This window comes from Sphingobium sp. YR768, assembly GCF_900111125.1.
GTDB lineage: Bacteria > Pseudomonadota > Alphaproteobacteria > Sphingomonadales > Sphingomonadaceae > Sphingobium.
On the sequence record NZ_FOGE01000005.1, the window covers coordinates 151,528 to 163,231 of the forward strand.

10 protein-coding genes are annotated in these 11,704 nt (G+C 61.8%); 3 read left to right on the forward strand and 7 right to left on the reverse strand.

Annotated features, from left to right (window positions below; translation table 11 throughout):
• Positions 1-27: 27 nt before the first annotated feature.
• A complete protein-coding gene (locus tag BMX92_RS09165; RefSeq protein WP_143066748.1) occupies positions 28-603 on the reverse strand; it encodes a hypothetical protein in 576 nt (191 codons plus the stop codon).
• Positions 604-1,020: 417 nt separating this feature from the next.
• Here BMX92_RS09165 and BMX92_RS09175 point away from each other — a divergent pair, with 417 nt between their 5' ends.
• Complete coding sequence (locus tag BMX92_RS09175) at positions 1,021-2,379, forward strand: deoxyguanosinetriphosphate triphosphohydrolase family protein (protein WP_256213349.1); 1,359 nt, start codon at positions 1,021-1,023, stop codon at positions 2,377-2,379.
• 94 nt (positions 2,380-2,473) lie between these two features.
• Positions 2,474-3,127 (forward strand): hypothetical protein, encoded by a 654-nt coding sequence (locus BMX92_RS26890; RefSeq protein ID WP_143066749.1) that lies wholly within the window; start codon positions 2,474-2,476, stop codon positions 3,125-3,127.
• 72 nt (positions 3,128-3,199) lie between these two features.
• On the opposite strand, the gene BMX92_RS09185 is transcribed toward BMX92_RS26890, so the two are convergent.
• Genes BMX92_RS09185 through BMX92_RS09195 form a run of 3 tightly spaced genes read right to left on the reverse strand, consistent with a single transcriptional unit; the run spans position 3,200 to position 4,710 of the window.
• Positions 3,200-3,601, reverse strand: coding sequence for a hypothetical protein (locus BMX92_RS09185; protein ID WP_093015371.1), 402 nt, complete (start codon positions 3,599-3,601; stop codon positions 3,200-3,202).
• Positions 3,598-4,437, reverse strand: coding sequence for a hypothetical protein (locus BMX92_RS09190; RefSeq protein WP_093015374.1), 840 nt, complete (start codon positions 4,435-4,437; stop codon positions 3,598-3,600). The genes BMX92_RS09185 and BMX92_RS09190 overlap by 4 nt, the downstream gene beginning before the upstream one ends.
• A gap of 12 nt (positions 4,438-4,449) precedes the next feature.
• Positions 4,450-4,710: a hypothetical protein gene (locus tag BMX92_RS09195; protein WP_218145748.1), complete on the reverse strand. Its 261-nt coding sequence runs from the start codon at positions 4,708-4,710 to the stop codon at positions 4,450-4,452.
• 485 nt (positions 4,711-5,195) lie between these two features.
• On the opposite strand from BMX92_RS09195, the gene BMX92_RS09200 reads away from it, so the two are divergent.
• The gene (locus BMX92_RS09200; RefSeq protein ID WP_093015380.1) at positions 5,196-9,626 is read left to right on the forward strand and encodes a hypothetical protein; all 4,431 of its coding nucleotides are present in this window, start codon (positions 5,196-5,198) and stop codon (positions 9,624-9,626) included.
• A 176-nt stretch (positions 9,627-9,802) separates the two neighbouring features.
• Here BMX92_RS09200 and BMX92_RS09205 read toward each other — a convergent pair whose 3' ends face one another.
• The 3 genes from BMX92_RS09205 to BMX92_RS09215 all read right to left on the reverse strand — a co-directional run bounded on the left by BMX92_RS09205 (position 9,803) and on the right by BMX92_RS09215 (position 11,555).
• Positions 9,803-10,399: an alpha-ketoglutarate-dependent dioxygenase AlkB gene (locus BMX92_RS09205; RefSeq protein ID WP_093015383.1), complete on the reverse strand. Its 597-nt coding sequence runs from the start codon at positions 10,397-10,399 to the stop codon at positions 9,803-9,805.
• A 125-nt stretch (positions 10,400-10,524) separates the two neighbouring features.
• Positions 10,525-10,869, reverse strand: a complete 345-nt coding sequence (locus tag BMX92_RS26895; RefSeq protein ID WP_143066751.1) for a hypothetical protein — start codon at positions 10,867-10,869, stop codon at positions 10,525-10,527.
• Positions 10,803-11,555, reverse strand: coding sequence for an alpha/beta hydrolase (locus BMX92_RS09215; protein ID WP_093015389.1), 753 nt, complete (start codon positions 11,553-11,555; stop codon positions 10,803-10,805). The genes BMX92_RS26895 and BMX92_RS09215 overlap by 67 nt, the downstream gene beginning before the upstream one ends.
• Positions 11,556-11,704 lie beyond the last annotated feature (149 nt).

Sequence of the window (11,704 nt, forward strand, 5' to 3'; positions counted from 1 at the left end):
GTGGCAGGGCCGCGGCGGGAGCGATTTTCAGAAGTCTGGACCATCGTCCGTGCCCACCTTTTTCTTAAGGCCCACTGCAAAAGCACGCCGATCGCCCATTTCCAGAGCATTTGCGATCTTAGCCGCGTCGATCGCGGCAAAGGTGTCGCGATTTCGTGCGCGCGCCGTTGGATATTCGGCCGCTTTCATGTCACCGAGTTCGCGCGATTCGATGCAGTGCACGTCCAACCGGTTCTTTGAACTCGAGATCAAATCCTCAGCTATGTCGACCAGAGCATTATCTAGGGCCATCGCGAGGGGAGCCTGGCTATGCAGATTGGCCATCAGATTTCTTGCAAGCTCGTCGGCCAGGCAACCGCCATCGTGCTGTTCGATAATGCGCTGGATCGAGCCCAGAGGATCGAAATCCAGCTGCAGCCGATTATCGTACTCCCTGAGCGCCGCGACCAGCATTGCGATTTCGCCGATATCCGCATTCGCGAGCATGGCATCCCCCGCTCGAGCTACACGTTCATCTAAGCTTTTTGCATCGTTGACTAAGTCTTCCCCATAGCGCTTCCATCTGGCGTTCAAGGGCATGTTTCGGAATGGCCCATCGGTCATGTCCCACCTCCAATGTCAGGAATATTGTAATAAATTCCGACAATGTCAACTTATGTACATATAAACCTGACGCGATCAGCACGAATATCATTCAAGTTATTGAAAATATTTACTATTAAATTTCTTCAATTTGCGGGTGAGCGATGCTGAGGGGGAATGAGACGTCCGGTTCTACCGTCGAGGCTCGTGGTCCGTGGGTCGGTGCATTATCATTTGTGTTAGCCCTTACCGACGACGGCCATTCTGCTATGGATCGTTGTCTAGCGATTCAATTGCCGTTGGTCGCGACCTACTGGAAGTCGATCTCGAAGGAGTATACCAATTTCGACGCCTAACATCTGGTCTGACGCCCGCCGCCGCTACGACGCATCAGGCAATAACATAAGCGAGCGCGAGGCGTCGGATGGCGACAGGTCGATTTTCCAGCAGGACTACGATCGTTTGCTTTTTTCGTCCCCGGTGCGGCGCCTCGCTGACAAGACCCAGGTTTGGCCGATGGACGCCAATGACGGCGTCAGAACACGTCTGACGCATTCGCACGAAGTTGCCAACCTGGCACGATCCATTGCGACGCGTGTGGCCGCGGCGAGCGGCGGGGCGGCGTTTGGCGGGCAGGACCTCTTTCGGATCGTCCAACCGATCGTCTCGGCTATCGGATTGTCGCACGACCTCGGAAATCCACCTTTCGGACATCAGGGTGAGGTCGCGATTGGGAGTTGGTTCGAAAGTCGACGGTCATGGATCTTCAGCCATGAGCGGGAGGGCGAGGGAGCCAACGAGCTGGAGCATCAGGTTCCCGCCAACCTGATCACCGAATTCGTCGATTTCGATGGCAACCCGCAAACCCTGCGAGTGATGGCACGATTGCAGACCTCGCATCACCAGGTTGGTCTAGACCTCACCGCGGCTACGCTTGCAGCTTCGCTCAAATATCCGGTCCACGCCGATGCGCGCAACAAAGATCGCGATCACATCAAGAAAGCCGGATATTTTGAGTCGGAACGTAACGTGGTCGAGTGGGTGCGCGCGCAAACCGGATTGCAGGAGGGGCAGCGGCACCCTCTTACCTGGATAATGGAAGCGTGCGATGACATCGCCTATTCTGTGCTCGACGTGGACGATATCTTGAAAAAAGGCATAATTTCGCCAGATGACGTCCTCACAGTTCTAAAGCACACGGATGGTGTCCGTGACCTCGACTCTGTCGCAAAGCTTGAAAAGAAGTTCGTCGAGGTGAACGACAGCCCCCGTCGCGCTGAAATCCGACGCGACATTAAGGAGCAGTATGTTAGAGCGTACATGATGAAGGCGCTCATCGATGATGCCGGCGACACGTTTTCACGCAATGCAGATGCGATCAAGGCTTACGAGTTTGAAACGCCGCTCATGCAAGGCAACGGACTTTGCGACGTGATGAAGGACATCGCCAAGAAGTATGCGTTCGCTAACCCTGCGGTGTTGCGTTCGGAAGCAATCGGCGCCGCAGCCATCGATGGCCTGATGACGATATTCTGGAGTGCGATTCAAAACAGGAAAAAACCTGAAGATCTGATGTCCAGGCGGGTGGAGGCGCGTGACAGTTACGCATTCTCTCTTATCAGTCCAAACTATTTGGAGGTGGCTTGCCGCGAGGCCAAGGCGACAAACGGTGACGGACGTGTGCGCCGTTATCATGAACTACGCCTGCTGACCGACATGATCTCGGGCATGACGGATGGATTCGCGATCAACACTTGGCAGAAGCTGAGCGATGTCCCAACTATCAATCGCGCGTGACAGCCGCATCCTGAAGGGGCGGCTTGACCGGTTCGTATGGGAGAATGCGACGCCGGAAGCTGCCCTTCTACGGCGATTGCTGAATGAGCATTTCATGCGCTTCGATGGCGTTGGTATTATAGGCGGGCTTGTCCGCGACTTTGCGCTGGGTGGACGCGACGCCTTCAAGTCCGACCTCGATCTCGTGATACAAGGTGACCCGCGCGAGGTTGCAGCACTAGCGTCGCGTATAGGCGCTGTAGCAAATAGATTTGGCGGATACGGCTATTCCGAAGGCCCATGGAAGATAGACTTTTGGGCGCTCCAGAACACTTGGGCGGTAACTGCTGGTCACGTCGCTGTTCGGGATCTGGATGACGTTGTTCAGTGTACCTTTTTTGACTGGGATGCGGTGGTGTATGATCTCCGCAGCCGTCGCGTTGTATGCGACAAAACCTATTTCCAGCGCATCCAGAGCCGTCGACTTGAGATAAGTCTTCGCTCTAATCCAGGCGAAATGGGAAACCTGCTTCGTGCAGCGCGGCGGATCATCCGCTGGCACCTGACGCCCGGGCCCGTGCTGACCAAGTTCATCGTCGAACGACTCGACGAGGAAACATTCGCGGTGTTGAAAGCTACTGAGCGCCGGAAATACGGCGATAGAACTCTTGATGCATTTACCAGTGTCGCGCAGCTTCGGTCGATGTTGCTAGGGGGCGCTCTCCCGCAGTCAGAGTTGGCCTGCCAGATGACATTGCCATTGGATTGAGGAATGCGCGGGAATCTGTCACGGCGTCATTCTAAGCTGGCTGAGCCGCGACGCCTCACCGATGAAGAGGAATCAGATCTGCTCGGTCGGCGGGGCTTCATAAGCAGCGCGCTGGCCTGCGCGACGCGCATCGAAGATGAAGGTTCGCCATGACCCTTCCGGCTTTTCCTTCGTCTTTCGCCAAGCAAGTTGGAAGGCGCAGTAATTGGCCACCTGGACCGCAATGAAGGGCATCAAGACCAGTTCGATCGCCAGCGCAAGTGGCCCGTCGAGAGCTATCTGGGTGACGATCCTGAGCGCGATCGCGAGCAATATTACCGATGCGATCGTTGCCGCGATAGTGGTCTTGGGCGCATGGGGTATCAGCCACAGCCAGTCCGCAAGATATTGCGTCCAGCGGATCGCGAACGCGAGACCTACGAAGACGACCGTGACGATGATGATGAGGTTCAGGATCTCAAGCGCAGCGGTCATTCTGCTACCTCGCCAGTGATCGGAGTTTCGGAGAGACTTGCCTCTTCCTCCGGACTGATGGGCAAGTCCTCTAGCTCCTCGACTAGCTCGTGCCAGACCGTATGGATGACGATGTTACGGATCACCGAACCGTCAAGCGCAACCATGCCGCCGACCCATTCGCGATCATGGGTCTGGAGATGAGGTTTGCGTCGGGGATGCTTTTCGTCCGCAGGCACAAGCTGATAGATAAAGCGCTGCGGTTCGGCGAGGCTGATCGCCTTCAGCTCGCCATTGTCGCCCTGCCGGATGTCGGCGACGATGCCCTCATACCCAATGCCATATTCGCCATGGGTCGAGGTCGTCAGAACATAAGCGATTGGCGTATAGCCATGGCGCAGCGGCCGAACGACATGCTGGAAGACCCAGCCCTGCGAGCGGATGTCGAAGGCGTCGAGAGCTATGTCCAGACCGCGCGAGGCAATCAGGCGCCAGGCAAGCAGGGATTCGAGCAATATGACTATGAGGAACGTCCAGACGGACTCCGAGCTTGGCAATCCCTTTCCGAGAGAAACAGCCAGAGCCATTTCATAGGGATTTTGAATCGGTGGTCCCCAAGGCCGGATATGGTGGCCCAGTTCGAGGGCGGCGCTCCAGAACAGCGTAACCAGACCATAGCCCGCGACGTGCATCAGGATCGCCATGGCCATGGCGACAAACAGCGCATTCACCGATGTCAGCTGCAGCTCCGGGCGCTTTGCACCCTGCGTTGCGCCCTGAAGGTTCCAGGCGACCAGCGCCGTGATGCCCGGGAGCAGCACGACGAGGCCTGCCAGAAGGGCGAGCGTGAAGTTCACCTGGGCAGAAACTCAGCCCTTGCGGGGCTTTATCGTGATCGTGAATCTGCCGGTGCTGGCATCTCGCGCCACAACTGCATCAGAGCTGCGCTTGCGTTCGCCGGAAAGGCGGATCAGTTCCGAATAGCCGCCGACCCGCTTAGCTGCGGAGGCTGTGCTGCGCTGGTTATGCCGGGTGGTGATCGTTGCCATGATCCATAGATAGACCTGCGGGGCACCGTCGTAAAGGGTCGCGTGAATCGCTGACATTGATTCTGTCGATGCCAAGGACATGAAGCTGAAATCGTTTATCGATTGGTTGCATTTCAAGGTCCTCGGCCCAGACAAGGCTTGGAGCCAGCGCAACCTACGGCCGATAGGAGATGTCTCGGTGACCGCGTTTTGGCTTCTGGGGCCGTTCTCTTGGGACCCATATCCCATCGCTTATCCGAGAACTCGTCAGGCTAGAAAGCGGACCGTCGGCAGTTGGGGATCGAAAATCAACCGCTTACCGACCGGAAAGGGGCGGTTTAACCGGGGCGAACGCCGGGTCGTGGGACAAATCTGGCTTTCCTTGCGGCACGGCTGTATGGCAGCTTCCGGCGCATAACCTGCCACTCAGTTAGCGACCCTCCCGGGTGTGTCGGAGAGTGAGAAGGGGACGATGCTCGCGCTTCCGGCGCCGATCCATTTCGATTGTCCGAGATAGAGCCTGTCGCCGTGCGCTTTTAGCGGCATCCCCCCGTGCGGATTACGACCGTAACGACTATATCCGTGCCATGTCTGGAAACTTCGACGATTTCATTGAGCTGGATCGTACCTTTCGCGATCTCGCCATCTCCGATGAGGATGGCGACGAGGCGAAGATGGTGCGGCTTTTCGCGCGAGAGGCATCGACGCGCTGGACGGATCTCCTTGCCGAGCCGCGCGTCATCGTGCTGGCCGAGGCCGGTTCGGGGAAGACCGAGGAGATCCGGCATATCTGCCGTCGCCAGCGCAACGAGGGGAAGCCGGCCTTCTTCCTGCGCATCGAGCATGTCGTCGACGATTTCGAGACCAGCTTCGAGGAAGGGGATCTCGAGGAGTTCGAGGCCTGGCTCAAGTCGGGCGATCGAGGCTGGCTCTTCCTCGATTCCGTCGATGAGGCGCGCCTGCGCGACCCCAAGGATTTCGAGCGCGCCATCCGCCGCATCGGCAAGCGGATCGAGCGCGCCCTGCAGCGCACGCATATCGTCATCACGGGTCGCACGGAGGCGTGGCGTCCTGCGACCGACCTCCTCCTGTGCCGGACCAACCTGCGCTGGGATGCGCCGGCGAAGGCGCCCGACGAGGCGCCCGCGCCACAGGGGGAATATGCCGTCGCAGCCGAGACCGCGGCGAAGCGAGAGAATAAGCACGCCCCGTTCCGCATCGTGACCCTCGAGGATCTGCACGGCGCCCAGATCGAGATCTTCGCGGTCGCTAAGGGCGTGACCGACATCAAGGCCTTCACCAAGGCCGTGGAGCGCGCCGAAGCGTGGTCGTTCACGACTAGGCCGCTCGATCTCGCCGAGACAGTCGAGTTCTGGAACGATCACCAGCGGATCGGCTCGCGGCTCGACCTGATGACGAGCAGCATCGCGAATCGTCTCGAGGAGCGGGACCAAGACCGCGCCGACGCGCGGCCGATCGCGGTCGACCGTATCCGCGGAGGAGCCCGCCTCGTCGCCGCCGCCGCCACGCTCTGCCAAGAATCCGCGATCCGGGTTCCCGACGGCAATCAGAACAGCAAGGGCCTGCCGATCAAGGACGTCCTCACCGACTGGAACGACCAGGACTGCGCGACCCTGCTTTCTCGGCCGATTTTCGACCCCGGCATCTACGGGACGGTCCGGTTCCACCATCGCTCGGTGCGCGAATATCTGACCGCCGAATGGCTGCACGCGCTGCTGGTCGATGAAGGCTCGCGCGCGAAGATCGAAGGGCTGTTCTTCCGCAAGCAATACAGCATCGAGGTGATCGTGCCGACGATGCGGCCGGTGCTGCCCTGGCTGGCGGCGCTCGATCGGCGGATCCTCGACAGGGTCGTGGCGCTCGCGCCCGAGGTTCTGTTCGAGGGCGGCGACCCCGCCAAGCTGCCCTTCGACACGCGGCGTCACATCCTGCGGCAGACGTGCGAACAGGTCGCGCAGCCGGCGCATGGCCGCACGATGATGGAATATCAGGCGGTCCAGCGCTTCGCGAACCCTGATCTCGCAGACGAGATCGGCGCGCTCCTCTACCAATATGCTGCGGACGACGACATCACCTGGTTCCTGCTGCGCATGGTCTATCAGGGCGGCATCGACGCGCTTGCCGCCAAGGCCAAGCATTTCGCGCTGACGTCGCGCTCGAAATACACGCGCATCGCGGCAATCCGCGCGGTCCTCTCGGTCGGCACGCCCGCAGACGCCGCGGACATCCGACAGACCTTTCTCGCAGAGGGGCCGGGGCTGTGCCGCGACTGGCTCGGCGAACTGCTGGCCGGTCTACCCCATGAGGAAGCAGCGATCGCCTGGCTGTTGCAGGCGCTTGAGGCCACAGCGCGGAAAAACCCGCATTCGGTCGATCCCTTGGCCGATCCGCTCGGCTACCTGGTCGACGAGTTCCCGGTCGCGCTGCTCGGCGGGCTGATGGCTGGCCTTATCGAGCTTCTGCTCCGCGAACCTGTGGTCGAGGAGCGGCATTGCGAGATTTCGAAGGCTTATGGCTGGCTCGCCGCGACGGTCGCGCGCACCGCCGTGCGCCTGATCGAGGCGCGCGATCCGGCGGCGCTGGCGCCATCGACGCTGACCGCGCTCCGGCTGCTCCCGGTCGCCAGCGACTATGGTCGCAGCCATTTCGAGGAGATCCGCAAGGACCTGCCCGAGCTCGTGCAGGGGTGGCCAGAGCTGAACCATGCGCTGTTCTGGCACTCGGTCGAACAGGAGCGGGCATGGCGCGAGGCCAAGAAGGATCAGCGCCTTGTCGACTGGTGGCACGTCGCGATCTTCGGTCGCTGCTGGGCCTTCGCGCCGGATAGCATCGACACCATCGCGGCCGACATCGAGAACCGGGCGCTGCTCGACGATCGCCTCGTTGCGCTGACCCTCGCCTTCGGGCTTTTTGTCGCGGCCAAGCGGCCGCGCAAATTGCGCGAACGGCTGAAGCGGATTGCCGCCACGGATGAGGCCCTCGCCGCCAAGCTGGAATCGCTCCTGCACCCGCCCGCGGACCAGCTTGCGGAATTCCGCAAGCAGGAGGCGCAGTGGAAACGGCGGGACGCCCAGATCGCGGCCGCCCAGAAGAAGCGGCTCGAGCAGGACAAGAGGCTTCTCGCCGAGCGCGTCGACCAGATCCGGCATACCGGCAAGCCGGCGATCATGACCCAGGACCAAGCCTACCTGATGGAGCGGATGCGTTCTGCGGGCAGGGACGATCACAACCACTGGACCGATGGCAATTGGCGCTCGCTAGTCGACACCTATGGCGAGCCGGTTGCGAGTGCCTACCGCGACGCCGCCGTCCGTTTCTGGCGCGAGTTCAAGCCCCTCACTCAATCCCAGGGCGCGTCGACCAACCAGACGCCCCATACGGTGATTTTCGGCCTGACCGGGATCGCGATCGAGGCGCGCGAGGCGGAGGACTGGCTCACGACGCTAACGCCGGAGGACGCCGCCAAGGCGGCGCGCTATGGGCTGGCGGAGCTGAACGGCTTTCCGGACTGGCTGCCGGACCTCTATTCTGCATTTCCCGATGCGGTCGCCGACGTCTTGCTGACCGAGATCCGGCACGAGCTCAAGGTTGAGCAGACCGACGGCGAGAGCCATTATGTCTTGTACGACGTGGCTTGGCATGGCGCGTTCGCGCGCGATCAGATCGCCCCGGCATTGCTGCCCGCCCTGCGCGCGAAGCGCATCAATCCGCGCAATCTCGGCTATGTCCTGTCAGTCGTGCAGGGCTCGTCGGTGCCGGACGCGGATATCGCCAAGATCGCCGCGCGCAAGGCGGCGGCGAAATATGACCCGGACTTCACCCCGACCTGGTATGCAACCTGGGCCGGCGTCGATCCCGACGCCGCGATCCCTGCCGTCGCGGCGCGCCTCGCCACGCTGAACGATCCCGCGGAACAGACCAACCTCGCGCTGCGCTTCGTCGTCGCGCTGCTCGGCGGCCGCCAGCAGGAGGGCCGGGCGCGGCTCGCCTATCGCACCCTCGAGCACATGAAGACGCTCTACCTACTCATGGCGAAATATATCCGCGAGGAAGAGGATATCGAGCGGTCCGGCGGCGGCGTCTATTCGCCGGGCTTGCGTGACGACGCCCAGGATGCGCGCAACGCGCTCTTCTCGTTCATCCGCGAGACGCCGGGCAAGGAAGCCTATCTTGCGCTCATGGAAATGGAGCGCGCGCACCCGGCGGTGAAGTCACGGCCATGGATGGGCTTTCACGCCAAGACCAAGGCGACCCTCGATGCCGACTTCGCGCCGTGGACTCCGGGCCAGGTCAAGGAATTCAACGACGCGCGCGTCGCTACGCCGACCAATCATCGCGAGCTCTGGTATTTTGGCGTGGAGCGGCTCGAGGCGCTGAAGCACGATCTCGAGCATGGCGACGAGAGCATCGCCTCGATCCTGCAGGGGACCGACCAGGAGACCGAATTCCGCAAGTTCATTGGCGGCTGGCTGCGCGATCGTGCCGGAGGACGCTATAGCATCCCGCCCGAGGAAGAGCTTGCCGATGCCAAGCGCCCCGATCTGCGGTTCCGCGGCGCAGGATTCGACGCGCCGGTCCCGGTCGAGCTGAAGGTCGCCGACAATTGGACGGGTCCACATCTGTTCGAACGCATGGAGGTCCAGCTCGGCGGTGACTATTTGCGCGATGCTCGCTCGAGCCGGGGCATTTTCCTCCTCGTCTATGTCGGCATCAAGCAGAGCTGGGATCTGCCGGGTGGCGGCCGCGCCGAAAGTTTCGAGGCGCTTCTCGCGGCGCTGCGCCAGCATTGGGCGGTGCTTGCGAGCCAATATCGCAATGTCGAGGATCTCGCTGTCGTTGGGATCGACCTGACCCGTCGTGGCCTCGATACCAAGACGGTCAAGAAGAAGAGCGAGGAGCGCAAGGCCGCGGAAAAGGCGACCAAACCGGCGTCGGGGAAGGTGGCGGGAAAGAATGGGCCAGCGCGCGGGCGCGGCAAAGCTCCGGGCATGGCGTGAAGGGAAGTGGGGGCCGGTGATGCCGTTAAGTGCGATATCGCTGTGCGAGGCTAGCCTCCAATATTGGTCGTGGCCTAGGCGAACGAGGGAGCGGACGGTCCGCATCTGGCGATCAAAGGTCTAGCGCTGCTTGGTCGATAAGGGTCGAAGCCTACGTCCAGGCGCGACTGCGCGGGTCAGTGCCCGAGAAGCCGGCGCCCGCTCTCCGACAGGCTGCGGAAGGTGATCGACCAGCGGGTCTGCTCCATGGGTGCGATGCTGTGTTCCCAGCGATGCCGGACATCTCCTGTCAGCCCGTAAATCGAGCGGCGCGGCAAGGGGATGCCATGGCGCCGGAAGCCGCCGTCCGCACGCAGGCGGAGACGCAGAGTGGCGGGCGCCCCCAGAGAAATACCGACGACATGCTCGAAGATTGGTCGGTCACGATGCCAGCCGATGCTGGCGCCGGGGTCGTAGCGGATGAGCAGGGCCTGGACGAGTTCTTCATCGGCCAATCCCATGAAGTCGGCCGCCCTGGCGCGCATGCGCAGCAGCCAGTCGGGCATGGGCGGAGCGGCAGCGACCTGCGCGGTCTCAAAGTCGTAGGCCCAGCCGAATGAGAATGTGAGCCGCTTGCCCTCCCATCCCTGGAAGCGGAAGGGCGTGAGCGGAAATCGCTCCACCGCGCAGATCAGCATCTCCTCCTCCGCCGCGTCGATCACCGCGTCATGATGCGTGAACCCCGCAGGGGTGGAGGGCGCAAGCTGAGTTTGGTCGAAGAGGTCGATCTGCATCAACAGGATATAGGCCGTCCCGCACCACTTTCGAAGCGCAAAGGCCTGATGGCATGTCAGGCGTTATGAAGTCCGGCGCGTCATCATACGCTCGTCAGTCAGCGCCCGGCGTAACGCGGGTGTGATCAGCTACGCACAGCCCTCCTTGCAACCGCCTCCGCCTCGGCCACGACCTCCATCCAATGCTGATGCTCGTCCTGCGCATCGGCGAGCGCCCGGTGTGCAGGCTGGCCTTCCTTGCGTCGTACCTCGATGAGCGTGAGCAGGTCATCGATCTCTATGTGCAGGCGTTCGGGCGGAAACACCCGGGTAAGGATCCTTCTCGCGACCTCTGCGCGGGCCTCCTCTGTGTCGCGGATGCGTAGCGCATGGCGCGGCAGCTTGGCCGCACGCAGTAGCGCGCTTAGCCATTTTCCGTCCCATGACGGCGCGCTGGCGAACAGGACGTGGCCGGAAAGCTGGTCGACCATGCGCCGTGCGACCTCGTCATGCGGGGTGCCCTCGGTTTCCAGCGTTTCGCGCGGGATATGGTGCACGGCCTCCGCCTCCTCGTCCCAGTCGGTCCAACACTATGACCGATGCCGGGCGACACGTGGTTTTCCACGACCACGCCGGCTGCGGTGAGCGCAGTGGAGGCCAGTTCCATCGAGCGGAACGGGACGACGTCGTCCACCGTGCCGTGGATGAGCAGAATGGGCGGGCGGCTACGGATGTCTGTTTCCAGCTGTTCCGGTGCGACGAGCATGCCCGACATGCCGATGATGCCGGCAACAGGATGAGGTCTACGCAGACCGACATGCAGCGCCATCATCGTTCCCTGACTGAAGCCGACAAGCAGGAGGCGGTCGCTGGCAAGAGCTGCCTTCTCCAGTTCCGCGTCGATGAAGGCGTCGAGTGTTGGCGCCGCCGCTGCAGCGCCGGCCGCGCGCTCGGCCATGGAAAAGGTCTCGATCGGCCACCACTGATGGGCCGCTGCCATGTGAGGGATTTGCAAAGGAGCGTTCGGCGCCACGAAGGCCGCCTGTGGAAGGGAGGGCTGCATCATCGCCGCAAGCGAAATGAGGTCTTCGCCGCTGGAGCCATAGCCATGGATCAGGATGATCAGGGCGTCTGGCCTCGAGCCTGATAAAGGGGCGAGGCGGGGGCCGTCGAGCAAAAGGAATTCCTTCCGGTGGGGGCGGGGCGACCGGCCGCGCCTGGTCGAACCCTAGACGGACCGCATCATCATAGGCAAGAGAACGGCACTGAACGCCACCGCATCAGATATCGGGCAGCCCCTGTGCAGCGAAAACCTATCCCTTGAGC

Bases quoted from the DNA above. Each gene is read 5' to 3' on its own strand.
- BMX92_RS09165 (WP_143066748.1), bottom strand. From the start codon at position 603: ATGACCGATGGGCCATTCCGAAACATGCCCTTGAACGCCAGATGGAAG.
- BMX92_RS26890 (WP_143066749.1), top strand. From the start codon at position 2,474: ATGCGCTTCGATGGCGTTGGTATTATAGGCGGGCTTGTCCGCGACTTT.
- BMX92_RS09185 (WP_093015371.1), bottom strand. From the start codon at position 3,601: ATGACCGCTGCGCTTGAGATCCTGAACCTCATCATCATCGTCACGGTC.
- BMX92_RS09195 (WP_218145748.1), bottom strand. From the start codon at position 4,710: ATGTCCTTGGCATCGACAGAATCAATGTCAGCGATTCACGCGACCCTT.
- BMX92_RS09200 (WP_093015380.1), top strand. From the start codon at position 5,196: ATGTCTGGAAACTTCGACGATTTCATTGAGCTGGATCGTACCTTTCGC.
- BMX92_RS09205 (WP_093015383.1), bottom strand. From the start codon at position 10,399: ATGCAGATCGACCTCTTCGACCAAACTCAGCTTGCGCCCTCCACCCCT.
- BMX92_RS26895 (WP_143066751.1), bottom strand. From the start codon at position 10,869: ATGGTCGACCAGCTTTCCGGCCACGTCCTGTTCGCCAGCGCGCCGTCA.